The sequence below is a fragment of the Pseudomonas fluorescens NCIMB 11764 genome (genome assembly GCF_000293885.2).
In the GTDB taxonomy this organism is placed as follows: domain Bacteria; phylum Pseudomonadota; class Gammaproteobacteria; order Pseudomonadales; family Pseudomonadaceae; genus Aquipseudomonas; species Aquipseudomonas fluorescens_B.
Genome location: NZ_CP010945.1, coordinates 6833203 through 6858136 on the forward strand (window position 1 = coordinate 6833203; position 24934 = coordinate 6858136).

Annotated in this window: 23 protein-coding genes; 15 read left to right on the plus strand and 8 right to left on the minus strand. The window is 61.0% G+C overall.

Annotation, left to right across the window (positions count from 1 at the left end):
- Window positions 1–4 precede the first annotated feature (4 nt).
- From B723_RS30990 to B723_RS31010, 5 genes are all read left to right on the plus strand, one after another.
- Window positions 5–2470 (plus strand): fimbria/pilus outer membrane usher protein, encoded by a 2466-nt coding sequence (locus tag B723_RS30990; protein ID WP_031319110.1) that lies wholly within the window; start codon window positions 5–7, stop codon window positions 2468–2470.
- Between the two features lie 10 nt (window positions 2471–2480).
- Window positions 2481–3623 carry a DUF1120 domain-containing protein gene (locus B723_RS30995; protein ID WP_017340650.1) on the plus strand — a complete coding sequence of 381 codons (1143 nt, stop codon included), beginning with the start codon at window positions 2481–2483 and terminating at the stop codon, window positions 3621–3623.
- Window positions 3624–3705: 82 nt separating this feature from the next.
- Window positions 3706–4326: a DUF1120 domain-containing protein gene (locus tag B723_RS31000; protein ID WP_017340651.1), complete on the plus strand. Its 621-nt coding sequence runs from the start codon at window positions 3706–3708 to the stop codon at window positions 4324–4326.
- Window positions 4327–4400: 74 nt separating this feature from the next.
- On the plus strand, window positions 4401–5024 hold the full coding sequence (locus B723_RS31005) for a DUF1120 domain-containing protein (RefSeq protein WP_017340652.1): 624 nt from the start codon (window positions 4401–4403) through the stop codon (window positions 5022–5024).
- A gap of 107 nt (window positions 5025–5131) precedes the next feature.
- Window positions 5132–5782: a DUF1120 domain-containing protein gene (locus tag B723_RS31010; protein ID WP_017340653.1), complete on the plus strand. Its 651-nt coding sequence runs from the start codon at window positions 5132–5134 to the stop codon at window positions 5780–5782.
- Here the strand turns inward: B723_RS31010 and B723_RS31015 are convergent, their stop codons facing one another.
- The 6 genes from B723_RS31015 to B723_RS31040 all read right to left on the minus strand — a co-directional run bounded on the left by B723_RS31015 (window position 5783) and on the right by B723_RS31040 (window position 12199).
- Window positions 5783–7090, minus strand: coding sequence for a CynX/NimT family MFS transporter (locus B723_RS31015; protein WP_017340654.1), 1308 nt, complete (start codon window positions 7088–7090; stop codon window positions 5783–5785).
- Window positions 7080–7739 carry a FadR/GntR family transcriptional regulator gene (locus B723_RS31020; RefSeq protein ID WP_017340655.1) on the minus strand — a complete coding sequence of 220 codons (660 nt, stop codon included), beginning with the start codon at window positions 7737–7739 and terminating at the stop codon, window positions 7080–7082. The genes B723_RS31015 and B723_RS31020 overlap by 11 nt, the downstream gene beginning before the upstream one ends.
- 279 nt (window positions 7740–8018) lie before the next feature.
- Window positions 8019–8783, minus strand: a complete 765-nt coding sequence (locus tag B723_RS31025) for an amino acid ABC transporter ATP-binding protein (protein ID WP_017340656.1) — start codon at window positions 8781–8783, stop codon at window positions 8019–8021.
- 29 nt (window positions 8784–8812) lie between these two features.
- The gene (locus B723_RS31030) at window positions 8813–9910 is read right to left on the minus strand and encodes an amino acid ABC transporter permease (protein WP_017340657.1); all 1098 of its coding nucleotides are present in this window, start codon (window positions 9908–9910) and stop codon (window positions 8813–8815) included.
- A gap of 10 nt (window positions 9911–9920) precedes the next feature.
- Complete coding sequence (locus B723_RS31035) at window positions 9921–11102, minus strand: amino acid ABC transporter permease (protein WP_017340658.1); 1182 nt, start codon at window positions 11100–11102, stop codon at window positions 9921–9923.
- A 65-nt stretch (window positions 11103–11167) separates the two neighbouring features.
- Window positions 11168–12199: an amino acid ABC transporter substrate-binding protein gene (locus B723_RS31040; RefSeq protein WP_017340659.1), complete on the minus strand. Its 1032-nt coding sequence runs from the start codon at window positions 12197–12199 to the stop codon at window positions 11168–11170.
- Window positions 12200–12666: 467 nt separating this feature from the next.
- Between B723_RS31040 and B723_RS31045 the strand changes: the two genes are divergently transcribed.
- The 5 genes from B723_RS31045 (at window position 12667) to B723_RS31065 (ending at window position 17924) form a co-directional block, all read left to right on the plus strand.
- Window positions 12667–13323, plus strand: a complete 657-nt coding sequence (locus tag B723_RS31045; protein WP_017340660.1) for an alpha/beta hydrolase — start codon at window positions 12667–12669, stop codon at window positions 13321–13323.
- Between the two features lie 98 nt (window positions 13324–13421).
- Window positions 13422–14909, plus strand: coding sequence for an ATP-dependent RNA helicase RhlB (gene rhlB, locus B723_RS31050; RefSeq protein ID WP_017340661.1), 1488 nt, complete (start codon window positions 13422–13424; stop codon window positions 14907–14909).
- Window positions 14910–15036: 127 nt separating this feature from the next.
- The gene (locus B723_RS31055) at window positions 15037–15984 is read left to right on the plus strand and encodes an ornithine cyclodeaminase family protein (protein ID WP_017340662.1); all 948 of its coding nucleotides are present in this window, start codon (window positions 15037–15039) and stop codon (window positions 15982–15984) included.
- A 95-nt stretch (window positions 15985–16079) separates the two neighbouring features.
- Complete coding sequence (locus tag B723_RS31060) at window positions 16080–17207, plus strand: NAD(P)/FAD-dependent oxidoreductase (RefSeq protein ID WP_017340663.1); 1128 nt, start codon at window positions 16080–16082, stop codon at window positions 17205–17207.
- Between the two features lie 90 nt (window positions 17208–17297).
- A complete protein-coding gene (locus B723_RS31065) occupies window positions 17298–17924 on the plus strand; it encodes a helix-turn-helix transcriptional regulator (RefSeq protein WP_017340664.1) in 627 nt (208 codons plus the stop codon).
- Window positions 17925–18044: 120 nt separating this feature from the next.
- Here the strand turns inward: B723_RS31065 and hmpA are convergent, their stop codons facing one another.
- On the minus strand, window positions 18045–19226 hold the full coding sequence (gene hmpA, locus B723_RS31070) for an NO-inducible flavohemoprotein (RefSeq protein WP_017340665.1): 1182 nt from the start codon (window positions 19224–19226) through the stop codon (window positions 18045–18047).
- Between the two features lie 156 nt (window positions 19227–19382).
- Between hmpA and norR the strand changes: the two genes are divergently transcribed.
- The 5 genes from norR to B723_RS31095 all read left to right on the plus strand — a co-directional run bounded on the left by norR (window position 19383) and on the right by B723_RS31095 (window position 23698).
- The gene (gene norR / locus B723_RS31075) at window positions 19383–20933 is read left to right on the plus strand and encodes a nitric oxide reductase transcriptional regulator NorR (protein ID WP_017340666.1); all 1551 of its coding nucleotides are present in this window, start codon (window positions 19383–19385) and stop codon (window positions 20931–20933) included.
- 165 nt (window positions 20934–21098) lie between these two features.
- The gene (locus B723_RS31080; protein ID WP_017340667.1) at window positions 21099–22001 is read left to right on the plus strand and encodes a chemotaxis protein CheV; all 903 of its coding nucleotides are present in this window, start codon (window positions 21099–21101) and stop codon (window positions 21999–22001) included.
- Between the two features lie 26 nt (window positions 22002–22027).
- Window positions 22028–22486, plus strand: coding sequence for a GNAT family N-acetyltransferase (locus B723_RS31085; RefSeq protein ID WP_017340668.1), 459 nt, complete (start codon window positions 22028–22030; stop codon window positions 22484–22486).
- Window positions 22487–22538: 52 nt separating this feature from the next.
- Window positions 22539–22865, plus strand: a complete 327-nt coding sequence (locus B723_RS31090; protein WP_017340669.1) for a hypothetical protein — start codon at window positions 22539–22541, stop codon at window positions 22863–22865.
- Between the two features lie 83 nt (window positions 22866–22948).
- A complete protein-coding gene (locus tag B723_RS31095) occupies window positions 22949–23698 on the plus strand; it encodes a YkgJ family cysteine cluster protein (RefSeq protein ID WP_017340670.1) in 750 nt (249 codons plus the stop codon).
- Here B723_RS31095 and B723_RS31100 read toward each other — a convergent pair.
- Entirely contained in the window at window positions 23695–24741 is a 1047-nt protein-coding gene (locus B723_RS31100) for a methyl-accepting chemotaxis protein (protein WP_414880582.1), read from the minus strand. The genes B723_RS31095 and B723_RS31100 overlap by 4 nt on opposite strands.
- Between the last annotated feature and the right edge of the window lie 193 nt (window positions 24742–24934).

Below are 24934 nucleotides of genomic sequence, written 5' to 3' on the forward strand. Positions count from 1 at the left end.
CCCGATGACCACAGTATCCATTTACCGTGACGGCGAAGCCGTGCCCGTTATTCGGGGCCGCGCTCGCTCTCATCCATGGCGGCGGACCCTATTGGCGTTGCTGCTGAGCAATGCGCTGATGATGCTCGAAGCCTACGGTGAGGTGTCGCTGCCGGCGTCGTTCGACAAAGACACGTTGCTGCAGCGCGGCATCGATCCGGCGCTGGCGACGTTACTGATGCAGGCGCCGCAGTTCACGGCCGGCCGCCACCCGGTCACGCTCACCGTCAATGGCCAGCGCCATGGCCGGGTCGACGTCACGTTCGATCGCGAAGGTGCGTTGTGTTTCGATCGCACGCTGCTCGATGCGGCGAACCTTACGCTGCCTGCGCTTACGCTGGACGATAGCCAGTGCCACGATTTCCTGGGTAGCGCGCCGCAGACCGTCATCGAACCGGACCCTGCCAACCTTGCCCTGTCGTTGATCGTGCCCACCGACGCGATACGCCCCACTGCCCGGGATTTTTCCGGCTATCAAACCGGTGGTGTCGCCGGCTTGATCAATTACGACGTCACCGGTTTGCACAGCCGTTCTGGCGACAGCACCAACCGCTATGCCTCGGCCAACACCGAACTCGGCTTCAATGCCGGTGACTGGATCGTGCGCAGCCGTCAGGTACAGACCTGGCAGGACGACCTGTCCACAACGACTCATATTGCGGCGTACGCCCAGCGTACTTTCGCCAGCCAGGAAGCGGTGCTGCAGGCGGGTCAGATCAACCTCTACAACCCGGTGCTCGCCGGTGCGCAGATCACCGGTGTGCAAGTGCTGAATGAACAAGCACTGCAAGTCGAAGGGCAAAGCGCGGTCATTGAAGGGATCGCCAACAGTCAGGCCCAGGTCGAGGTCCGCCAGAACGGTTCGCTGATCCATTCCACAGTGGTGCCGGCCGGCCCGTTCGCGCTTACCAACGTGCGGCGGCTCAACACGCGCTCCGACGTGGAAGTCACGATCAAAGAGGACGATGGCAGCGAGCGCAGTTTTACCGTGCCGGCCGCAATGTTGGGGATCGGCCTGCCCGCGCCCGGTTATTCGCTGGGCGTCGGTCAGGTGCGCAGTGTCGGTGACGCGCAGGAGGGTGACCCCTGGGTCATCAGCGGCGGCTGGAGCGGTGCGCTCACCCCGCAAGTGTTGCTCAGCGCGGGCCTGACCGGCGCCGCCGACTATCGCGCGGCGGGCGCCAGCGTCGGCCTGCTGCCCTCGCCCGTCACCCAGGTGCAAGCCACGCTGACCGGCGCGGACGCCGCTGGCAAACAAACCAGTCAGGGACTTCAGGCGGACCTGAGCGTGTCGCATCGCTTGAACGATCAGTGGGCGCTCAATGCCGGCAGTTCTTACCGGACCCTGGGCTACCGAGAGCTGGAAGAGGCGGTGTTCGCCAACACCTCCGACAACAGCAAATCCCGTTACCGCGATCAGCAAAGCGCAGCCCTTTCGTGGTCGCATCCATGGCTCGGCGCCTTCAGCAGCGGCTTCAGCCGGTCCAGTTCGTTCGACGGCCAAAGCAACAGCCGCGCCCTCGCCTCCTGGGGCACCAGCATCGCTGGGGTATCCGTCTCTGCAACCGCCGAATGGCAGGTCAGCGGTTCGAACCGCAACGATGACAGCGTCTACTTGAACCTCAGCATTCCCCTGGGCGAGAACCGCCGGGCGCGCACCTGGGTGCGCAGTTCCGCCGGCGAATACCGCAGCGGCGTCGGCTTGAGTGAGCGGGTCAACGATCAACTGGGTTACCGGGTTGGCGTCGAACACGACACGCGCAACAAACAGGTGCAATCCACGGCCGGCGTTTCGCTGCTGCCGCGCTACACCCAGCTCGACCTCAATTACACCCGCGCCGATGCGGAACGCTCCAGCTATCAGGCCAGCGCTCGCGGCGGCGCGGTATTGCACGGCGGTGGCGTGACGCTATCGCCGTACCCGGTGAGCGACACCTTTGCGCTGCTGTCGGTGGGCGACATGGGTTCGATCAAAGTGTCGACGCCCAGCGGTCCGGTGTGGACCGACTGGCAAGGTCAGGCGGTGATCCCGCAAGTGACGGCTTACGGCAACAGCCCGGTGGAAGTCGACACCAAAACCCTGCCGCGCAACGCCGACATTCATAACGGGCTGGCGGTGATTTCGGCCGGTCGCGGCGCCGTCGACAACGTTGAATTCGGCATCACGCTGACCCGTCGTGCCTTGCTCAAGGCCACCACCGCCAACGGCGCCCCCCTGCCGCGCGGTGCCGCGGTGAACACCGAGGATGGCGAGTTCGTGACCCTGGTGCAGGACGGCGGCCTGGTGTTTTTGCCCAACGCTCTCGACCGCCGCGCACTGTGGATCAGCGCGCCGGGGCTGGAGCGTTGCGAACTGCGCTTTGAACTGCCCACCGACGCCGACGCCAATGCGTACTACGAAACCGCCCCCGCCAAGTGCCGAGCCCTCTGAGGATGATTTCATGAACCTGTCGCGCTATCTGCTGCTGACCCTCGCGCCCCTGGCACTGAGCGGATTCACGCCACTGACCTCGGCGTCCACCGACGACTGCCAGTTCAACCTGAGCCAGCCGGTGCTTGATTACGGACTGATGAACCGGGCGATACGGCCCGATGCCGCACTGGAGCGCAACCTCGGTGAACGCCGGCTCAGCCTGACCTTGAACTGCGCGCAGCCCATCGACATGAGCCTGTTCTACCGGGCGATGGCCGCGACCGCCGAACGCTTTCACTTTGCCGAACGCGGCAGCTATCAGATGCGTATTCACGACGCCGTGCTCGACGGTCAATCGGTCGATATCGGGTTGATTGCCGGGGTCGGTCAGCTGCCGACAGAAACGGCGTCGAGCCTAATCTGGCGACCGAAGCACGGGGTTGCCCCGGTGCAGACCGGCGTGCCGGTGCAGGGGCGCAGTTTCTCGGCGCAGCTTGAGCTGACGGCCTGGGTTCAAGAGCAAGGCATGCAAGTGCGTGACGCGGTGACCTGGGAGGCCTTCGGGGTGTTCGATGCCGTCGCCGCCGGACGCACCCGCGAGGTGACCTTGCGCGCCCGCTTCGCTCCGGCGGCCTGCGAGCCGGTGCTGTCCAACGGCGGCTTGGTCGACTTCGGCACCCTGTCGAACAAAGACCTGCACGCCGACAAAGACACACGCCTGCCGCCCAAGTCGTTGACGTTGATGGTCGGCTGCGACGCGCCGGCGTCCTTCGCCTTGATCATGCATGACAACCGCTCGGGGTCGGCAACGCTCGACAGCGAGACCGACTACGGCCTGGGCAAGGACAGCCGCGGCAACAGGATTGGCCGTTTTTCACTGCGCGTGGACCCGGCCAACGCCAATGCCGACGGCTTCGCCCGCCTCTATCGAACCGACTCCAGCACCGCCGGCATGGCCTGGAGCACCGGCAGCGCCAGCCCGGCCGCCATCGGCAAAAGCCGCTACATGGCGTTCACCGACAACACCGGCAGCGGCGCCGGCCCGGTGCTGATCCAGAACCTCAGCACCACGGTGACCGTCGACGCCGTCATCGCCCCCACCAACAGCCTCGACCTGAGCAGCGCCATCGATCTCGATGGCGCGGGAACGATCGAGATTATTTACCTGTAACACCCAACCCGATCCTGCTGGATCCGGGACGCACCTGAGCGTCTCGGGGCAGTCAGGGCACAACCTGAGAAGTGAGTAAACAATGATTAAAAAGTACTTTGCAGCACTCTCCGCCACGGCGCTGATTGGCGTTGCGCCTTATGCGCTGGCGGCTTCGAGCACTGATTTGACTGTCACAGGCCTGATCACGCCGAACGCTTGTACACCTTCGCTTTCCAACGGGGGAATGGTCGATGTCGGCAAGGTGCAGGTAAAAGATCTTAGTCCAACACGGTACACAACAGTCGGCAGTCAGCCGATGCAATTGACGGTTGCGTGTGATGCGCCAACTCCATTTGCAATAAACGCTATAGATAACAAAGCCGGGACATCAGCGTCCGACTTGTATTTCGGATTGGGCCTGACCAGCAATAATGAAAAAATAGGTTACTTCACGCCATTGATCCAAAGCGCTCTTGCGGACGGACAGCCTGCACACTCGATCAGATCAATTGATAACGGTGCGAGTTGGACGCGCATCTATCAGATTATTAAGAATAGCCTCACATCGACAAGCGTTGTCGGCACTCTCATTCCGATCGCCGTAAAGGATCTCACTGTGGAATTGATGGTTCAAACCGTCATTGCCCGCGCCGACAGCCTCACCTTAACCGACGATGTTGCTTTCGACGGTTCAGCCACATTTGAAATGAAGTACCTGTAAGCCGTGCTCCTTGCCCGAGGTCACGCTTCGGGCAAGGACTGATTCCGCTCCCCCCACACAGCGAAACCTGTCCCATGAAAAAGATTCCACACGCGCTGACGATGGCGTTCATCGCCCTGACGTCGCCACTCACCTTCGCCGCCTCGTCGACAGACCTGACAGTCACAGGCCTCATCACCCCGAACGCGTGCACCCCGACACTGGCCGACGGTGGCAACATCGACATCGGCAAAGTCCCTGCAAAGAACCTCAATCCAATCGCAAACACGGAAGTAGGCAACCACTACATGGCGTTCAACGTGAACTGCGATGCACCGGTCCTGTTCGCCGTGAAGTCCATCGACAATAAACCCGATACGAACATATCTTCCCCCCTTTTTTTTGGCGTGGGACTGACCCCCGCGGATGAAAAGCTTGGCTACTTCTGGCCATTGGTCGCCAACCTGCAAGCGGACGGTCTGAATGCGGCCGCCATTCGATCGACGGATGGCGGAGAAAGCTGGACCCGCGCCACCACCATCAATTCGAATGAGCTTCTGGCAACAAGCATTATCGGCACCACCACACCCATTGCAGTAAAGGATCTCTCAATGCTTCTGTGGATCAATACCTACATCGCTCGCGCCGACAGCCTGACCCTGAACGAGGAAGTGCCCATCGACGGCTCCATGACGCTTGAAATCAAGTACCTCCCCTGAGTCAACGCGCTGAGTCGCTCGAATGCCGGTTTCGGTCAAAAAGACCGGTTCAGCGCCGATGGGTGCCTGACACAGGCTGAACAAAATCAACGAAATGGATTTTCACAATGCAGCATTACTTCGGCGTACTTGCGACAACCCTGCTCATCAGCGCCACGCAACACACCTGGGCCGCGTCCACCGTTGACTTGACCGTCAAAGGCACCATCACCCCGCTCGCCTGCACCCCGATGCTCTCCAACAACGGCCTCGTCGACTACGGAAAAATCTCCCGGCAAGACCTCAGCGTCGACAAGCGCACACGACTGCGCGACCAGATGCTCGACCTCAACATTCAGTGCAATGCGCCCGCGCGTTTTGCCCTGCTGATGCGCGACAACCGCGACGGCTCGGCCCTCGTCAACAGCGAGATTTACTACGGCCTGAACCTCGACCACAGCAACAATAAAATCGGCTTGTATTCGCTGAACTTCGATCCGGCCAGCACGGTGGTGGACGACCTGACGCAGGTCTATCGAACCGACTCGACCACAGGCGGCAAAGCCTGGAGTTCGTCGAACACCCAGGCCATTCCGATTGGCGCGCGAAGCTATCTCGGATTCACCGACATTGCCGGGAGCAGCGCCGGCCCGATTGCCATTCGCAATCTGACCAGCCGGGTGACGGTTGAAACGGTCATCGCGCCCACCTCCGAACTGGACCTGAGCACCGAGGTGCAGCTCGACGGCTCGGCGACCCTGGACGTTGTTTACCTGTAGTCAGACCTTTTCGCTGACCACCTGCACGTACAACGAACGCCCGGCACCGAGGCCGGCAAGGATGGCGCCAAGGCCGATTACGCCGAAGATCCAGCCTATGGCGTTCCAGCCGCCGGTCCAGTCATGCACGATGCCGACCGCGAACGGCCCCATGGACGCCAGGGTGTAACCGAAGCCCTGGGCCATGCTCGACAGGTTCGCCGCCACGTGCGAGTCCCGCGAACGCAACACGATCAGGGTCAGCGCCAGGCTGAACGTGCCGCCCTGCCCCAGACCGAGCAGAATCGCCCAGCCCCACAGGCCTTCGATCGGCGCGTAGAGGCAACCGAACAGACCGCCGAGGGTCAGCGCCATGACGATCACGATCGCCAGGCGCTGATCCTTGCCGCGCGTGGCCAGCCACGGTGCCGCCAGTGAACTGGCCAGTTGAATGATCACCGAACCCGACAGCACCAGGCCGGCCTGGGTCGGCGTCAGGCCGCGACCGATCAGGATCGATGGCAACCAGCCGAACACGATGTAGGCAAGGGACGATTGCAGGCCCATGTACAAGGTCACCTGCCAGGCCAACGGGTCACGCAACAGACCACGCACCCGGTAGGCCACGTTGTGCGCGCCGTGTTTGTGCCCGACTTGCGGCAACCAGAACATCGCCGCGACCAGCGCCGGAATCACCCAGAAGCCGAGGCCCAGCGCCCAGCTTTTGTCGAAGTGCTCGCTCAATGGAACGGTTGCGCCGGCTGCCATTGCCGCGCCCAGGCACAACGCCATGGTGTAGACGCCGGTCATGGTTCCAGCGTGTTTGGCGAAGTCGCGCTTGACGATGCCCGGCAACAGAACGCCGATCACACCGATGCTCGCACCGGCCAGCACGCTGCCGGCAAACAGGCCGATTTCGCCGAATGAACTGCGCAGGATGATCCCACCCGCCAGTGTCAGAAGAATGCCCAACACCACGCGTTCAGCGCCGAAACGCCGCGCCAGGATCGGCGCCAGTGGCGCAAACAAGCCAAGGCAAAGGACCGGCAAGGTCGTCAGCAAACCGGCCTGCGCCGCCGACAGGCCGAGGCTTTTCGACACCTCGCTGAGCATCGGCGCCATGCTCGACAGCGCCGGGCGCAGGTTCAGCGCGACCAGAATCAGGCCCAGTAACAACAGCCACGGACGCCGCAGGATCGGATGACTCTGCTGGACCGCTTCATCATCGGCCTCGGCATCGATCAGCAGCTCTTCGAGCTCCGCCGTGCGTTTGGCTTCGTTGATGTGGCTGTTGCGGCTGGACATGGCGTTCTCGGTTTCAAGGTTCATTGATCAACTGCCTCGACAGGGCTTTGGCGCGTTCCGGGTCGCGTTGCTCGACGGCATCGAGCAGGTCGACATGCAGGTCGAACACTTCCTGACGGCGCGGCGTGATGCTCAAGGTCTGGCGCAATTGCGCGCCGACGACGCTGGAGAAGTAGCGATACAACTCGCTGAGGGTCGGGTTGTGCGCGGCGTCCACCAGGCGACGGTGGAACACCAGGTCGCAAGCGATGTAGCTGTCGAGATCGCCGTGATAATGATCGCCGCTGACGCTGAGCGCCTTGCGTAATTCGATGAGGTCTTCGTCGGTCCTGCGCAGGGCGGCAAGGCCGATGGCCTCGACTTCAAGGATGTGCCGTGTTTCCCGCGCCTGTTCGAGAGAGCAGCGTGACAACGCTTTCAGGGTGTCCAGCGGATCGATCACCGCCCGCAGATAACTGCCGTCACCCTGGCGGATTTCGATCAACCCGGAAAACGCCAACACACGCATGGCCTCGCGCACGGTGTTGCGGCTGATGCCCAGCTCTGCAGACAGCTCGGGTTCGGTGGGCAGACGCTGGCCGACGGTCCAGACACCTTCGGTGATGCGCAGACGCAATTGGTCCAAGGCCTGATCGACCAGGGATCGCTTAATTAATGGAGACATTTCTGACATTGGATTCGCCCTTTCATCCAATCATAGGATGAATTTTCTGACATGTTAGTCAGCTTGGCCCGACAGGACAACTGCGAAGTCGGGGCAAACACAAAAACTGTGGCGAGGGAGCTTGCTCCCGCTCGAGTGCGAAGCACTCAAAATAGTCAATTACTGGCCAACCCCTGGGGGTCGCTGCGCAGCCCAACGGGAGCAAGCTCCCTCGCCACAGGAATGGTGAAATTTCAGGCAAAAAAAACCCGGAACAGAGTCCGGGTTTATTTCACTGCCTGGCTTCGATCAATGCAGGATCTGGCTCAGGAACAGCTTGGTGCGATCGTTCTGCGGGTTGTCGAAGAAGTCGTTCGGCGCAGCCTGTTCGACGATCTCGCCCTTGTCCATGAAGATCACGCGGTTGGCCACGGTGCGGGCGAAGCCCATTTCGTGGGTCACGCAGAGCATGGTCATGCCGTCTTCGGCCAGGCCGATCATGGTGTCGAGAACTTCCTTCACCATCTCCGGGTCGAGCGCTGAAGTCGGTTCGTCGAACAGCATGATTTTCGGTTTCATGCACAGGGCACGGGCAATCGCCACACGCTGCTGCTGACCGCCGGACAGTTGCCCAGGGAATTTATGCGCCTGCTCCGGAATGCGTACGCGCTCCAGGTAATGCATGGCGATTTCTTCGGCCTTGCGCTTGGGCATCTTGCGCACCCACATCGGCGCCAGCGTGCAGTTCTGCAGGATGGTCAGGTGCGGGAACAGGTTGAAGTGCTGGAACACCATGCCGACTTCGCGGCGGACCGTTTCGATCTGCTTGAGGTCGTTGGTCAGTTCCACGCCATCGACCACGATCCGGCCCTGCTGGTGTTCTTCCAGACGGTTGAGGCAACGGATGGTGGTGGATTTGCCGGAACCCGACGGGCCGCACAGGACGATACGCTCGCCCTGCTTGACGTTCAGGTTGATGTCTTTCAACACGTGGAACTGGCCGTACCACTTGTTCACGCCCTGCATCTGAATAATGCCTTCAGGGCTTGCAGGCTGTTTGATCGCTTCACTCATGACAAAACTTCCTAAATTAGGTACGGCTTTTAGCGCTTGTGGCCTGTGTCCAGCTTACGTTCCAAATGCATGGAATAGCGGGACATACCAAAACAGAAAATCCAGAACACCAGGGCCGCGAATACATAGCCTTCAGTGGCCATGCCCAGCCATTTCGGGTCGGCAGCGGCTTGTTTGACGCTGTTGAGCAAGTCGAACAGGCCGATGATGATCACCAGGCTCGTGTCCTTGAACAGCGCAATGAAGGTGTTGACGATGCCCGGGATCACCATCTTCAGGGCTTGCGGCAGAATCACCAGACCCATGCTGCGCCAGTAACCGAGGCCCATCGCCGCAGCCGCTTCGTACTGACCTTTTGGAATCGCTTGCAGACCGCCCCGCACCACTTCGGCGACGTAGGCCGACTGGAACAGGATCACGCCGATCAGCGCCCGCAGCAGTTTGTCGAAGTTCATGCCTTCAGGCAGGAACAACGGCAGCATCACCGAGGACATGAACAGCACCGTGATCAACGGCACACCGCGCCAGAATTCGATGAAGGTCACGCAGACCACTCGAATCGCCGGCATGTTCGAACGACGGCCCAGGGCCAGGACGATACCCAGCGGCAGGGCGCCGGCAATGCCGACGGTGGCGATCACCAGCGTCAGCATCAGGCCGCCCCACTGGCTGGTCGCCACGGTGGTCAGGCCGAACAATCCGCCATGCAGCAGGAAGTAGGCAATGATCGGGTACAGCACCAGGAAGCTCAGCCCGTACACCGCTTTACGCGGGAAGCGCGAGATGAACAACGGTGCCACGCCGATCACCGCCAGCCACACGGTCAGGTCTACGCGCCAGCGCAGGTCCATCGGGTAGTAGCCGTACATGAACTGGCCGAATCGCTGCTGGATGAACACCCAGCAGGCGCCTTCCTTGGTGCAGTCGGCGCGGGTCGTGCCGACCCAGTTGGCGTCGATGATCGCCCATTCCAGAATCGGTGGAACCACCAGGTAAATCAGGTAGAACGCGAACAGGGTCAGCAGGGTGTTGAGCCAGCTGGAGAACATGTTCGCGCGCATCCACGCCATCGGCCCGAAGACTTTGCTTGGTGGCGGCATGTCAGGTTTGAAAATATGAGTACTCATGCGCTTTTCCTTACCGCTCGATCAGCGCAATGCGCTTGTTGTACCAGTTCATCAGCAGGGAAATGCTGATACTGATCGCCAGGTACACGCTCATGGTGATGGCAATGACTTCGATCGCCTGCCCGGTCTGGTTCAGCACCGTACCGGCAAACAACGAGACCATTTCCGGATAACCGATACCGGCCGCCAGCGAGGAGTTCTTCGCCAGGTTCAGGTACTGGCTGGTCAGCGGTGGAATGATCACGCGCAGGGCTTGCGGGATGATCACCTTGCGCAGGGTCGGACCGTTGCGCAGGCCCAGCGAGTGTGCCGCTTCGGTCTGGCCGTGGCTGACCGACTTGATGCCCGAACGCACGATCTCGGCGATGAACGCCGCGGTGTACACGGTCAGGGCCAGGGTCAGCGCCAGCAGTTCCGGGATCAGCACCCAGCCACCGACGAAGTTGAAACCTTGCAGCTTGGGCATTTCCCAGTGCAGTGGGGCACCGAAGATCAACGCGCACAACGCCGGGATCACCAGGAACAACGCCAGGCCGGTCCAGAACTTGTGGAACGGAACGCCGGTGGCTTCGAAACGCTTGTTGGCCCAGCGGCACATCAGCACGATGGCGACGATGGCCACGACGACGCTGACCGCAAACGGCCAGAAACCGTCCGCCGTCAATGCGGCCGGCATGTTCAGGCCGCGGCTGCTGACGAAGAAGGTGTCACCGAAGTTATGACTGTTGCGTGGCCCTGGCATGGTCAGGAACACCGCGAAGTACCAGAACAGGATTTGCAGCAGCGGGGGAATGTTGCGGAAGACTTCCACATAAACAGTCGCCAGCTTGGCGATGATCCAGTTCTTCGACAGCCGTGACACGCCGACGATGAACCCGAGGATCGTCGCCAGGATCACGCCGATGAAGGTCACCAGCAGCGTGTTGAGCAGGCCGATGACAAACACCCGGGCATAGCTGTCCGATTCGGTGTAGTCGATCAGGGTTTGAGCGATGCCGAAACCGGCACTGCGCTCCAGAAAGCTGAAACCGGAGGTAATGCCCCGGTGTTGAAGGTTGGTCTGCGTGTTGTCGAACAGATACCAGCCCATCGAGACCACCGCCACAATGGTGATGATCTGAAATAGCCACGCACGCACTTTGGGATCGCTGAGGCTGAGCCTCTGCTTTGGTGCGCCGATTGAATTTTGCATGAAGTGCCCCGGATGTAATGGAACAGAACATCACCCGGCGGTTGGCCCACCGGGTGATAGAACCATCAGCGCACTGGTGGTGCGTATTGAATGCCGCCGTTGTTCCACAGAGCGTTCAGCCCGCGGTCAATTTCCAGAGGAGTGCTCTTGCCGAGGTTCTTCTCGAACACTTCGCCATAGTTACCCACTTGCTTGACGATCTGGACGACCCAGTCTTTCTTCACTTTCAGGTCTTTGCCGTATTCACCGTCGGTACCCAGCAGACGTGCAACGTCCGGGTTCTTGGTGCCCTTGGCTTCGGCTTCAACGTTTTTCGAGGTCACGCCTGCTTCTTCAGCGTTGAGCATGGCGTAGCCAACCCAGCGCACGATAGCCAGCCACTCGTCATCGCCGTTACGCACGACCGGGCCCAGCGGTTCCTTGGAAATGGTTTCCGGCAGAACCACGTAGTCCTTCGGCGAAGCCAGCTTGCTGCGCTGGGCAAACAGTTGGGACTTGTCGGAAGTCAGTACGTCGCAACGACCCGATTCCAGCGACTTGGCGCTTTCATCGGAGGTGTCGAAAGTGATCGGGGTGTATTTCAGACCGTTGCCACGGAAGTAGTCGGAAACGTTCAGCTCGGTGGTGGTACCGGCCTGGATGCAGATGGTCGCGCCGTCCAGTTCCTTGGCGCTCTTGACGCCGAGTTTGTTGTTAACCAGGAAGCCGATGCCGTCGTAGTAAGTGATGAAGCCTGGGAATTTCAGACCCATGCCCGAGTCACGGGAGCTGGTCATGGTGGTGTTGCGCGACAGGATGTCGATTTCGCCGGACTGCAGCGCGGTGAAGCGCTCCTTGGCGTTCAACTGACTGAACTTGACCTTGGTCGCGTCGCCAAAGACGGCAGCGGCAACAGCACGGCAGTAGTCAGCATCGATACCAACGATCTTGCCAGTGGAATCCGGAACCGAAAAACCAGGCAGGCCATCACTGACGCCGCACTGTACGAAACCTTTCTTCTGCACTGCATCCAGGGTTGCACCCGCCTGAGCGAACCCGCTGACACCGAGTACTGCGGCTGCAGTCACGATGGCCAGGGTGGATTTCAACATCTTCATTCAAACCTCCAGTTTTGCTCTTGTTGTGTCGGAGCTTGAGTCCAGTCGCACCCTTATGAGGCGTAGTCGACCCGTGTTGGCTTTTTTTAGGGTCAACCGACGTAGGACCTGCGCTATGAGTCTAGTAGGAGAAAATCCAAATCATGGATCACTCACTTCTCACCAATCGGCCGAACGGGCTGTAGCCCTTTCACGTTCGCGAAGCCCGTAGCGGCCACTGGCGAACATCCATCACCGGATTTTTTGCTATCCCACCACGAACAATGGCCTGATAGTGTTACCGACAGGCGTGGGATTTTCGTACAGGCTTTCCTATAGCAAAGCCCGTACCAGACCGGGCGCTAAAGCGATTCAGCGACAGGTCAATAGCAAAACTTGCACCCTTGCGACATCTTCGTAACTGATCAACCCGATACGCACTCACATCACGCACTCAATGAGAGCGCACGCACACATTTGGAGCAGCCATGACCGAGCCCCTTATCCTTGAACCCGTCAAGCCCGCAGACGCCTGCGTTATCTGGCTGCACGGCCTGGGCGCCGACCGTTACGACTTCCTGCCGGTGGCCGAAGCGTTACAGGAAACCTTGCTGACCACTCGCTTCATTCTCCCTCAGGCACCGACCTGCGCCGTGACTATCAACGGTGGCTACGAGATGCCGAGCTGGTACGACATATTGGCCATGAGTCCTGCACGCGCGATCAACCGCGAGCAGCTTGAAGAGTCGTCGGACAGGATCATTAAATTGATCGACGTGCAGCGAGCCGCTGGAATAGACGCCTCGCGGATATTCCTGGCAGGCTTTTCCCAGGGCGGCGCCGTGGTGTTCCATACCGCATTCCTGAAATGGCAGGGGCCGTTGGGTGGCGTACTTGCCCTCTCTACTTATGCACCGACTTTCAGTGATGAACTGGAGCTTTGCGCCAGCCAGCAGCGCATTCCGGTGCTGTCCCTGCACGGTCAGTACGATGATGTGGTGCAGAACTCGATGGGACGGACCGCCTACGAGTATTTAAAGCAGCGTGGTGTCACCGTGACATGGCAGGAATACCCAATGGGTCACGAAGTGTTACCCGAGGAGATTCGCGACATCGGCGTCTGGCTCGGCGAGCGCTTGCGTTAACGGCTCAGCTGAAAAACAGCCCATTGATCCATCCCCCTACGCCGCGCCCGATTCTTGCATTACACTGGCCGCCGTATATTCCTTAATCAATTGATGAGATGACCGTGCTCAAAGCACTCAAGAAAATGTTCGGTAAAAGCGAGACTGAGCAGCTCGCGCCAGTCTCCAGCGCTCCGTCTCACACCCCCAGCCACCGCACCGACGGTAATCAGCCTGGCCGGACCGCACCCGTATCGGCACCGAAACACGCGCCGACGCCTGCACCAGCCACCCCCGCTGTCGAAGCCATTGCCGCTGAAGCCCCGTCCGGCGAAGCCGCGAAACCTGCCAGGCCGCGTCGCGAGCCCAAGCCAAAAGCACCGGTCATCCCCTGGAAACTTGAAGATTTCGTCGTAGAACCCCAGGAAGGCAAAACCCGTTTCCACGATTTCAAGCTTGCCCCGGAACTGATGCACGCCATCCAGGATCTCGGCTTTCCGTATTGCACGCCGATTCAGGCCCAGGTGCTGGGCTTCACTCTCGCGGGCAAAGACGCCATCGGTCGCGCCCAGACCGGCACGGGTAAAACCGCTGCATTCCTGATTTCGATCATTACCCAGTTGCTGCAAACCCCACCGCCGAAAGAGCGCTACATGGGCGAGCCTCGGGCGCTGATTATCGCGCCGACCCGTGAACTGGTTGTGCAGATCGCCAAGGACGCCGCCGACCTGACCAAGTACACCGGCCTCAACGTCATGACGTTTGTCGGCGGCATGGACTTCGACAAGCAGCTCAAGCACCTCGAAGCGCGTCATTGCGACATCCTCGTCGCGACGCCGGGCCGCCTGCTCGACTTCAACCAGCGCGGCGACGTGCACCTGGACATGGTCGAAGTCATGGTCCTGGACGAAGCCGACCGCATGCTCGACATGGGTTTCATCCCGCAAGTGCGTCAGATCATTCGCCAGACGCCGCCAAAGAACGAGCGCCAGACGCTGTTGTTCTCCGCGACGTTCACCGAAGACGTGATGAACCTCGCCAAGCAATGGACCACCGACCCGTCGATCGTCGAGATCGAGTCGCAGAACGTGGCCAGCGAAAACGTCGAACAGCACATCTACGCGGTGGCCGGTGCCGACAAATACAAACTGCTCTACAACCTGGTCAACGACAACGGTTGGGAGCGGGTGATGGTCTTCGCCAACCGCAAGGATGAAGTGCGGCGCATCGAAGAACGCCTGGTACGCGACGGCGTCAATGCCGCGCAATTGTCCGGCGACGTGCCGCAACACAAGCGCATCAAGACGCTTGAAGGCTTTCGCGAAGGCAAGATCCGCGTGTTGGTGGCCACCGATGTCGCCGGTCGCGGCATTCACATCGACGGCATCAGCCACGTGATCAACTTCACCCTGCCGGAAGTCCCGGACGACTACGTGCACCGTATCGGCCGTACCGGTCGTGCCGGCGCCGACGGTGTGTCCATCAGTTTTGCCGGGGAAGATGATTCCTACCAGCTACCGTCCATCGAAGCGCTGCTGGGTCGCAAGATCAGCTGTGAAACGCCACCGACGCATCTGTTGCGGGCGGTTGAGCGCAAGCGCCCGTAACGCGGGCCTTGCTGAAAGAGGCGCAGCCGGAAACGGACTGCGCTTTTTTTTCGCCCCGGATATTGCTCGTGATAACTAAAAGTCCATAATGGACAAATTAGTTTACTTCCAGCTCCCGGAGCCGACCATGTCCAGCACGCCTTTTGTGATCACCCAACCCCAGGCCCGTGAATTGTTGGCACAGGTCGACGTGCCGCAGATCCTGCGCAAACTGTTCCGCGACCTGGCCACCGGGCAAGCGGTGCAACCGGCGCAGCAACTGGTGGAATTCCCCAAGGGTGCCGGCGACTTCATCAACTACCTGGGCGTGCTGGCCGAAGACGGGGTCTACGGGGTCAAGACGTCGCCCTACATCGTGCGCGAACAAGGCCCGCTGGTGACCGCATGGACCTTGCTGATGTCGATGCAGACCGGCCAGCCGCTGTTGCTCTGCGATGCGGGCGAACTGACCACTGCGCGTACCGCCGCAACCACCGCCGTCGCTGTCGACGCCCTTGCCCCGTTGAACGCCCAACGCCTGGCGATCATCGGCAGTGGCAAGGTTGCCCTGGCGCACCTGCATTACGTCAAAGGTTTGCGCGACTGGCAAAGCATCCACCTTTTCTCGCCAAACCTGAGCGACCTCAGCCCTGAAGCCCTGTCCGAGATCAAAAGCCTCGATCCACGCCTGAAGCTCGTCGACAGTCGCGAAGCGGCCGTTGAGGACGCCGACGTCATCATGCTGTGCACCTCGTCTGCTGGTCCGGTGATCGAGCCGTCCAGCCTGAGCAAACCAGCGCTGATCACCTCCATCAGCACCAACGCTCCACGCGCCCACGAAGTGCCGCCGCAGAGCCTCAACGACATGCAGGTGTTCTGCGACTATCGTCTGACCACTCCGGGCTCGGCGGGCGAAATGCTGATTGCCGGTGAGCAACATGGCTGGGACACGAACGCGATTGTCGGCGACCTGCCGGACTTGATCAGCGAAAAAGTCCAGCGCCCCCGCTACGACCGCCACGTATTCTTCCGCTCCATCGGCCTGGGCCTGGAAGACATCGCGCTGGCCAATGCCATTTACCGCCTACATTCCTGACACCACAAACCCCTGTAGGAGCTGACGAGTGAAACGAGTCAGCTCCTACAGGGGATTTCTACAATTTTGGCATTTGCGCTCGACAGGAGACGTACATGAGCCAGGCAGATTTCATCATCATCGGCGGCGGGATTGCCGGCGCTTCCACCGGTTTCTGGCTGTCGCAGCACGCCCGGGTGATTGTGCTCGAACGCGAATCCCATCCGGCCTATCACTCCACCGGACGCTCGGCTGCGCTGTTCACCGCCGCTTATGGAACACCGCAGGTCCGGGCACTGACCCAGGCCAGCCGCGATTTTTTCGACGCCCCACCCGCCGGCTTCTGCGAACACCCGCTGCTGACCCCGCGTGGCGAGATGACCGTGGACTTCACCGGCGACCCGGCCGAATTGAACAATCAATACCTCAGCGCCAAGGCCACGGTGCCCGAGATGCAACTGCTCAGCGCCGACGAAGCCTGTGCACGCCTGCCGATCCTGCGCCGGGAAAAAGTCCACGGTGCGATCTACGACCCGACCGCCAGCGACATCGACACCGATGCCCTGCACCAGGGTTACCTGCGCGGCATCCGGCGCAATAAAGGTGAAGTGCATACCGACACGGAAGTCCTGAGCCTGACCCGCGACGGCGAAGACGTGTGGCAGGTCCGGACCAACGGCCAGACCTTCAGCGCCCCGGTCATCATCAACGCCGCCGGCGCCTGGGCCGACAAGATCGGCGAACTGGCCGGCGCCAGGCCGCTGGGTCTGCAACCGAAGCGCCGTGCGGCCTTCATCTTCGCCGGACCAGAAGGCGTGGACATCCACCATTGGCCGATGCTGGTCAGCCTCGACGAGTCGTTCTACATGAAGCCCGACGCCGGCATGTTCCTCGGCTCACCGGCCAACGCCGACCCGGTGGAACCGCACGACGTGCAGCCCGAAGAACTGGACATCGCCATGGGCATCTACCAGATCGAAGAAGCCACCACCCTGACCATCCGCCGTCCGACCCGCACCTGGGCCGGCTTGCGCAGCTTCGTGGCCGACGGCGACTTGCTGTCCGGTTTCGATCTGCAGGTACCCGGCTTGTTCTGGGTGGCCGCGCAAGGCGGTTATGGCATCCAGACCTCGCCCGCCATGGGCCAGGCCAGCGCCGCACTGGTGCGCGGCGTGCCCTTGCCCGAGCAACTCACGCGCTTCGGCCTGGATGCCGGGATGCTCTCCCCCGCTCGCCTGGGCTGATCCGCGTCCTCAGGTGACGTGTCGACACGATTGCGGCAAACTTCCAGCGCCCTTTTTGCAGGGCGCTGACGCTGCCTGGAGCTCCACTGTATGAACGCACCTTTAAAAGACCCGGCCCTGGACAACTTCCGAGCGATTGCCGATGCCATCGCCACGTTGTTCTTTCCCCACGCCGAGGTGGTGCTGCACGATCTGCGCACACAGAAAGTCGATTACATCGCCAATAACCTGTCGAAGCGGGAAGTCGGTGACGACTCCGCGCTGGAAGACATGCTCAGCGATGACATCAGCGAACGGAACATCGGCCCGTACGAAAAACTGAATTGGGATGGTCAGAAGATTCGTAGCCTGAGCAGCGTGCTGCGCGACAGCAACGGTCATCCACTGGCCGTGCTGTGCATCAATCTGAATATTTCGCTGTTCGAAAATGCCAAGGCCGCGCTGGACCTGTTCCTGTCACCGAGCAAGTTGATCCCGCAACCGGACTCACTGTTTCGCGATGACTGGCAGGAGAGGATCAACACCTTCCTCCACGGCTGGCTGCGCGAGCGTCAGCTGAGCCTGAACCTGCTGACCCGCGACCATAAACGCGAACTGGTGCTGGCCCTGCACGCCGAAGGCGCCTTCAAGGGCAAAAGCGCCTCCAACTATGTGGCAAACGTGCTGAACATGGGACGGGCGACGGTGTACAAACACCTGAAGGAATTGAAAGGCTGACAAGCAATTGTGGCGAGGGAGCTTGCTCCCGCTGGGTCGCGAAGCGGCCCCAAAAGATGGGCCTGCTACGCAGTCCAGGGGGAGCAAGCTCCCTCGCCACAGGTTCAGCCGCTTTAGCGGTTATTCCAGCGCCGAAGCCGGGCCGAAGAACTCATAACGGCTTTGCTTCTCAGGCACGCCCAAGGCTTTCAGGTGACGCTTCACCGCCGCCATGAAGCCTTTAGGTCCCAGGAAGTAAGCGTCCAGATCGCGCTGCTGCGGCAGCCACTCGCCCAGTTGTTCCTGGCTCAACAACCCGACCTTGTGTGCCGCCGGGCTGACGCCGTCATCTTCGTCGTAGCAATAGAAGCGCTTGAGTTGCGGGTGACGCTCGGCCAATCCATCAATCCAGTCGCGGAAAGCGTGGACGCTGCCGTTGCGTGCGCAGTGGATAAAGTGCACCGGCCGCTGGGTTTTCAGCGCCGCTTCGAGCATGGCCAGGGTCGGGGTGATGCCGACGCCGCCGCTGATCAGCACCAACGGTTTGTCGCTGTCGGTCAGGGTGAATTCGCCCGATGGCGGAAACAACTGAATGCTGGCGCCTACATGCAATTGATCGTGCAGATGGTTCGAGGCGCGGCCACCGTGTTCACGCTTGACGCTGATGCGGTACTGGCCTTTGTTCGCCAGGGCTGACAGCGAATAGTTACGACGAATCTCTTCTCCATCGAGGATCAGTTTCATGCCGATGTACTGGCCGGGTTCTGCGGCGAGGATCGGACCTTTGTCCGCCGGCTCAAAGTAGAACGAGGTGATTTCCGCGCTTTCCTCGACCTTGGCCGCGACGATGAATGCCCGCGCACCGCGCCAGCCGCCCGGCGCCTGCTCTTTCTGGTCGTAGATGCTGGTTTCAGCGCCGATCAGGATTTCGGCCAGTTGACCGTAAGCGGCGCCCCAGGCACTCATCACTTCCGGCGTGGCGATCTCGTCACCCAGCACCTCGGAAATCGCACGCAACAGGCAAGTGCCGACAATCGGGTAGTGTTCCGGGAGAATTTGCAGGGCCACGTGCTTGTTGATGATCTTGGCCACCAGGTCGCCCAACTGGTCGAGCTGATCGATGTGGCGCGCATACATCAATACGCCGTTGGCCAGGGCGCGGGGCTGATCACCGCTGGCCTGGTGAGCCTGGTTGAACAGCGGGCGGACTTCCGGGTATTCGGAGAGCATCATGCGGTAGAAATGCGTGATCAATGCTTCGCCACCGCTTTCCAGCAACGGCACAGTGGATTTGACGATTGCACGGTCTTGAACGCTAAGCATAAGGTGACTCCTGAGCTACTGGGCTTTCTAATTGACTGCCCTCTCTATATCAGTTTTCGTGCCAGCTATTTAGTCGTTAAAAATCAACTACTTAAAAACATTCTAGTCATAACGACACAGCCTGACTTATAGTCATCTCGACTACATGGAGTCACTATGACTGCAAAATCCCTGCTCACTACGTTGCTTCCCCTGGTCTCGGACCTCTCCCGCGAACTCCCCGAGGGCGAGCGTTATCGGCGTCTACTCGAAGCCATGCGCGCCCTGCTGCCCTGCGATGCCGCCGCACTGCTGCGCCTCGATGGTGAATGGCTGGTGCCGCTGGCCGTCGACGGCTTGAGCACCGACACCCTCGGCCGGCGCTTCAAAGTCAGCGAACACCCGCGCTTCGAAGCCCTGCTCAGCAGCCCCGGTCCGACCCGTTTTGCCGCCGATAGCGACATGCCCGACCCTTACGACGGCTTGGTCGATGGCCTCCACGAGCATCTGGAAGTCCACGACTGCATGGGCTGCCCGCTGTTTATCGACGAGCGCCCGTGGGGCTTGCTGACCCTCGACGCCCTCGACCCGGAACGTTTCGAACCGATCGAGCTGGACGCCCTGCAAGCCTTCGCCAGTCTCGCCGCCGCCACAGTCAACGCCGCCGAGCGCATCCAACGGCTGGCCAATCGTGTCGAGGACGAACATCAGCGTGCCGAGGTTTACCGTCAGGCCAGCGGTCAGCAGAACCGTGAAATGATCGGTCAGAGCAAGGCCCACAAACGGCTGGTGGAAGAAATCAGCCTGGTGGGCGGCAGCGATCTGACCGTGCTGATCACAGGAGAAACCGGGGTCGGCAAGGAGCTGGTGGCCCAGGCGATTCATGCCGCCTCGCCCCGGGCCGACAAGCCGATCATCAGCCTCAACTGCGCCGCGCTGCCAGACACGCTGGTGGAAAGCGAACTGTTCGGCCATGTGCGTGGCGCCTTTACCGGGGCAACCAGCGACCGCCGTGGCAAGTTCGAACTGGCCAATGGTGGCACGCTGTTTCTCGATGAAGTCGGCGAGCTCTCGCTGACTGTGCAGGCCAAGTTGCTGCGGGTGCTGCAAAGCGGTCAGTTGCAGCGGCTGGGTTCAGACAAGGAACATCAGGTCGACGTGCGACTCATCGCCGCGACCAACCGCGACCTCGCCGAAGAAGTGCGCAGTGGCCGTTACCGTGCCGATTTCTATCACCGTTTGAGCGTTTACCCGCTGCTGGTGCCAGCCCTGCGGGATCGCGGGCGGGATGTGCTGCTGCTCAGCGGCTTCTTCCTGGAGCAGAACCGCTCGCGCATGGGCCTCAACAGCTTGCGCCTGAACAGCGACGCCCAGGCCGCGTTGCTCGCGTATGACTGGCCGGGTAATGTGCGGGAGCTGGAGCACTTGATTGGTCGCAGCGCGCTGAAAGCCTTGGGGCACTGCAAGGAGCGGCCGAAGATTCTTAGCTTGAGTGCGGCGGATCTGGAGTTGCCCAGCGGCAGCGTTGAGGTCGCGTCAGAGCAACCGGCTACGACTCCGGCGGCATTGGTGTCGGGGGACCTGCGTGAGGCGACTGAAAATTATCAGCGGCAATTGATCAGCGCTTGCCTGGATCGGCACCACAATAACTGGGCGAGCGCGGCGCGTGAGCTGGGCCTTGATCGGGCGAATCTTGGGCGGATGGCGAAGCGCCTGGGCATGAAGTAGCGAGTTTTTCCTGGCGAGGGAGCTTGCTCCCTCGCCACAGGGTTCACCGTTTGGCCGCCGAAATGCATTTGGCCTAAAGCCTGCCCCCAACAAGTCGATAACCCGGCATCAATAGCTTTTGGCGACTTTCCATTCGCCCATCACCTTTTTCCTCAGAAGGTTTTTATGTCCACCACCAAAGCCCGCGCAGACTCACTTTCGCTTCTGCTGTTTACCTTGCGCAGTGGCAAGCTGATGGCGATCAACCTGCTCAAAGTCAGTGAAATCATTCCCTGCCCGCCGCTGACCAAGCTGCCGGAGTCGCACCCCCACGTCAAAGGCATCGCCACCCTGCGCGGCGCGTCGTTGTCGGTGATCGACCTCAGCCGCGCCATTGGCGAGCGGCCGCTGGAAGACCCGAACGGCGGCTGCCTGATCGTCACTGACGTCAGCCGCTCCAAGCAGGGCCTGCACGTTCAGGCCGTGAGCAAGATCGTCCATTGCCTGACCACCGACATCCGTCCGCCGCCCTTCGGCTCCGGCGGTGTGCGCTCGTACATCACCGGTGTGACGTCGGTCGACGGTACGCTGGTGCAAGTGCTGGACATCGAAAAAGTCATCCACGGCATCGCCCCGGCACAGATCGAAATGGCCCCGACCGAACTGAGCATGGAAGACGCCGAGGTGTTGGGCAACGCGCGCATCCTGGTGGTCGACGACAGCCAGGTCGCCTTGCAGCAGTCGGTGCACACCCTGCGCAACCTCGGCCTGCAATGCCACACCGCGCGCAGCGCCAAGGAAGCCATCGACTGCCTGCTGGACCTGCAAGGCACGGCCCAGCAAATCAACCTGATCGTCTCGGACATCGAAATGTCGGAGATGGACGGCTACGCCTTCACCCGCACCTTGCGCGAAACCCCGGACTTCTCGCACCTGTATGTGCTGCTGCACACCTCCCTGGACAGCGCGATGAACAGTGAAAAGGCACGTCTGGCCGGCGCCAATGCGGTGTTGACCAAGTTCTCCTCGCCGGAGCTGACCAAGTGCCTGATCGAAGCGGCCAAGGCGGTCGCCGAACAGGGTCATTGAGTTTGAACGACGCCTTTTGTTTTCTGATGCGGCGCAACCTGGTGGAGGTGGTGCCCGCCATCACCTGGCCTCCGGGAATCGTCCTGCACGATTACCGCCCCGAACTGGCTGAAGCCGTTCATCGCCTGATGGAACTGGGCTACCTGGAAGGTGGCGGTCGCGTGCCGGCGCTGGATACCTGGCAACAGCGATTCGAGACCGATCCCGAGTACGATCCTTCACTGTGTTTCATCGCCCTGGATGCCGACGGTATCGTTGGCGTCTGCCAGTGCTGGACCAGCGCCTACATCAAGAATCTGGTGGTGCATCCACGCGCTCAGGGCCGGGGGCTGGGTCGGGCATTGCTGTTGAATGCTTTCAACGTGTTTCAGCAGCGTCATGAAGGGTTTGTGGATTTGAAGGTGCTGGAAGACAACGTTCGGGCTCAGCGGTTGTATGAAAGTTGCGGGATGTATGTGGTCCGCCGGGAGCCGGTTCCAGCCTGACACATCGCCATCAGGCATACTCTGCCCACACACGCCCAAGGATGCCTGATCAATGAAAGCCACCACCCTCGCCTTTCTCTGTCTCACCGCCCTCGCCACTCAAGCACATGCTTCCACCCCTGAAGCCTGGGCCGCCTTCGACAAAGCGATGCTCGCCAGTTGCATCAAGGCCAGCGGCCTGACAGACGCCTTCCCCGTCGGCAAAGCCGCACAGTTCGATGACCGTGTCGACTACACCGCCATGCTCCTGCAAGGCCGCTACCCGCAAAAACACATGAAAGGCCAGCAAGGCACCGAGCTGTGCCTCTACAACAAGAAAAGCAAAACCGCCTACGTGACCGAATGGGACTCCATCCGCCTGCCGGCCAAATCCAAGTGAATGGCGCATAACTTGCTTCGAAGCAGACCTTCGCGGTGGCATTCTGTCGCCGTTTCGGGCCCAGACAGGCGACTGATCCTTCGATGAATACGACGTTTTCCTGCGTAGGTTGTGGCAAGTGCTGCAATGACCACCACGTTCCCCTGACCCTGACAGAAGCCCGGATGTGGGCGGCCGACGGCGGTCAGGTGATCGTGCTGGTGGAAGGTTTCCTGGGCAATGGCCTGGGCCTGCCGGCGCAGCAACGCGAACATGCCGAACGCCGTTCGGCGGTGGTGCAAAGCGGCGCGTCCGAAGCGTTCGTGGCCATCACCTTTGCGGCTTACAACATTGGTCCCTGCCGGAATCTTGACGAAGACAACCTCTGCCGCATCTACGAACGCCGGCCGCTGGTGTGCCGTATCTATCCGATGGAAATCAATCCGCACATTCCCCTCAACACGTCGATCAAGGAATGCCCGCCCGAATCGTGGGAGCAAGGACCGGATCTGATCGTCGGCGGGGAACTCGTCGATCAGGAACTCGCAGGACTTATCCAGCGCTCGCGTCAGGCGGATCGCGATGACATCCGCACCAAGGATGCGATTTGCGCGTTGCTGGGAATTCGGACTACAGCGCTCAAGGGCGATGGATTCACCGCGTACCTGCCGGACATGAGCGCATTCGCCACGGTTATCGACCAAGTCGCGCAACAACCGCTGACGGACGCGAGCAGTGACTGGCAGTTCCACGTGTCCGGCGACGACATCGCCGGGCAAGTGTTGGCGGCCGGCGCAGAAGTGACCACCGAAACACCGCGCAACTACGCGTTCATTTCGTTGCGCGCGGCTTAACGGCGTTCTCGCCAGAACTCCTGCGCCAACTGCCGCAAATCCCCTGCCAGCCCCGCCACGTCTTCGGAGTTGGCCTGGCTTTGCCGGCCCTCGCTCACCGTGACTTCACAGGCGGAGCGAATGCGGCTGATGTTGCGGTTGATGTCTTCACTGACCGTGCTCTGCTCTTCCACCGCCGAGGCGATTTGCAGACTCATTTCGGTGATCTGATTGACCCGCCGACTGATCGCGTCCAGTGCGTCGGCGGCGCGCCGGGCCTGTTCGACGCTGCTTTCCACCTGTTCACTGCTTTGCTGCATCACCACCACCGCATCCCGCGTGCCGTTTTGCAGGGTGCTGATCATGCGCTGAATCTCGTTGGTCGATTGCTGGGTGCGCTGGGCCAGGCCCCGCACTTCGTCGGCCACCACCGCAAAACCGCGCCCGGCATCCCCGGCGCGCGCGGCCTCGATGGCCGCGTTGAGGGCCAGCAGATTGGTTTGCTCGGCGATGCTGCGGATCACCTCCAGCACTCCGGTGATTTCGCTGCTGTGTCCTTCCAGCTGATGAATCACATCGGTTGCGTGCGCCAGTTCCTCGGCCAGACGCAAGACGGCGTGGCGACTCTCACTCACCAGTTGATGACCTTCGCGGGTTTCGCTGCCGGCCAGATCGGCCGCCTGCGAGGCTTGCTGCGCATGGCTGGCAACCTGAGCCACGCTGGCGGACATCTGATGAATCGCCGCCGCCACCTGATCGGTTTCAGCCTGTTGATCCAGCGTGCTGCTGTGACTGCTTTGCAAGTGATCGACCAGTTCCGCCGCATGCCCGGCCAGTCGCTGCGACGCATCACCGATGCGCCCCACCACCGCGCCGATCTGCGCTTCGAGCATTTGGAAGGCAAACTCGATCTGGCCGAACTGATCCCGGCGGCCGGTGTAAATGCCCTGGCTCAACGGGTTGTCGGCAATCTGTCGGGCGCGCTCGGCAAGCGCTGTCAGCGGGCGCAACATCCGTCCGGTTCCAACCGCCGCCAACCCGCTGCCCACGACAAACGCCAGCATCCCGAACACGGCTGATGACGGGTTAAGCCACACCTCGATGCCCACTACACAGGCCAGCGTCACACTGAACAATGCCACCACTTTGAGTCCCGGTGCGAACACAGGCAGGCGTTGCAACAGCGGCACCCGACCGTCGCGAAGGTTTGCGTAGGCTTTTTCCGCTGCTTCGATCTGCCGCACCGAGGGCCGGGTC

Bases quoted from the DNA above. Each gene is read 5' to 3' on its own strand.
- B723_RS30990 (WP_031319110.1), top strand. From the start codon at position 5: ATGACCACAGTATCCATTTACCGTGACGGCGAAGCCGTGCCCGTTATT.
- B723_RS30995 (WP_017340650.1), top strand. From the start codon at position 2,481: ATGAACCTGTCGCGCTATCTGCTGCTGACCCTCGCGCCCCTGGCACTG.
- B723_RS31000 (WP_017340651.1), top strand. From the start codon at position 3,706: ATGATTAAAAAGTACTTTGCAGCACTCTCCGCCACGGCGCTGATTGGC.
- B723_RS31005 (WP_017340652.1), top strand. From the start codon at position 4,401: ATGAAAAAGATTCCACACGCGCTGACGATGGCGTTCATCGCCCTGACG.
- B723_RS31010 (WP_017340653.1), top strand. From the start codon at position 5,132: ATGCAGCATTACTTCGGCGTACTTGCGACAACCCTGCTCATCAGCGCC.
- B723_RS31015 (WP_017340654.1), bottom strand. From the start codon at position 7,090: ATGAACCTTGAAACCGAGAACGCCATGTCCAGCCGCAACAGCCACATC.
- B723_RS31020 (WP_017340655.1), bottom strand. From the start codon at position 7,739: ATGTCAGAAATGTCTCCATTAATTAAGCGATCCCTGGTCGATCAGGCC.
- B723_RS31025 (WP_017340656.1), bottom strand. From the start codon at position 8,783: ATGAGTGAAGCGATCAAACAGCCTGCAAGCCCTGAAGGCATTATTCAG.
- B723_RS31030 (WP_017340657.1), bottom strand. From the start codon at position 9,910: ATGAGTACTCATATTTTCAAACCTGACATGCCGCCACCAAGCAAAGTC.
- B723_RS31035 (WP_017340658.1), bottom strand. From the start codon at position 11,102: ATGCAAAATTCAATCGGCGCACCAAAGCAGAGGCTCAGCCTCAGCGAT.
- B723_RS31040 (WP_017340659.1), bottom strand. From the start codon at position 12,199: ATGAAGATGTTGAAATCCACCCTGGCCATCGTGACTGCAGCCGCAGTA.
- B723_RS31045 (WP_017340660.1), top strand. From the start codon at position 12,667: ATGACCGAGCCCCTTATCCTTGAACCCGTCAAGCCCGCAGACGCCTGC.
- rhlB (WP_017340661.1), top strand. From the start codon at position 13,422: ATGACCGTGCTCAAAGCACTCAAGAAAATGTTCGGTAAAAGCGAGACT.
- B723_RS31055 (WP_017340662.1), top strand. From the start codon at position 15,037: ATGTCCAGCACGCCTTTTGTGATCACCCAACCCCAGGCCCGTGAATTG.
- B723_RS31060 (WP_017340663.1), top strand. From the start codon at position 16,080: ATGAGCCAGGCAGATTTCATCATCATCGGCGGCGGGATTGCCGGCGCT.
- B723_RS31065 (WP_017340664.1), top strand. From the start codon at position 17,298: ATGAACGCACCTTTAAAAGACCCGGCCCTGGACAACTTCCGAGCGATT.
- hmpA (WP_017340665.1), bottom strand. From the start codon at position 19,226: ATGCTTAGCGTTCAAGACCGTGCAATCGTCAAATCCACTGTGCCGTTG.
- norR (WP_017340666.1), top strand. From the start codon at position 19,383: ATGACTGCAAAATCCCTGCTCACTACGTTGCTTCCCCTGGTCTCGGAC.
- B723_RS31080 (WP_017340667.1), top strand. From the start codon at position 21,099: ATGTCCACCACCAAAGCCCGCGCAGACTCACTTTCGCTTCTGCTGTTT.
- B723_RS31085 (WP_017340668.1), top strand. From the start codon at position 22,028: ATGCGGCGCAACCTGGTGGAGGTGGTGCCCGCCATCACCTGGCCTCCG.
- B723_RS31090 (WP_017340669.1), top strand. From the start codon at position 22,539: ATGAAAGCCACCACCCTCGCCTTTCTCTGTCTCACCGCCCTCGCCACT.
- B723_RS31095 (WP_017340670.1), top strand. From the start codon at position 22,949: ATGAATACGACGTTTTCCTGCGTAGGTTGTGGCAAGTGCTGCAATGAC.
- B723_RS31100 (WP_414880582.1), bottom strand. From the start codon at position 24,741: ATGCTGGCGTTTGTCGTGGGCAGCGGGTTGGCGGCGGTTGGAACCGGA.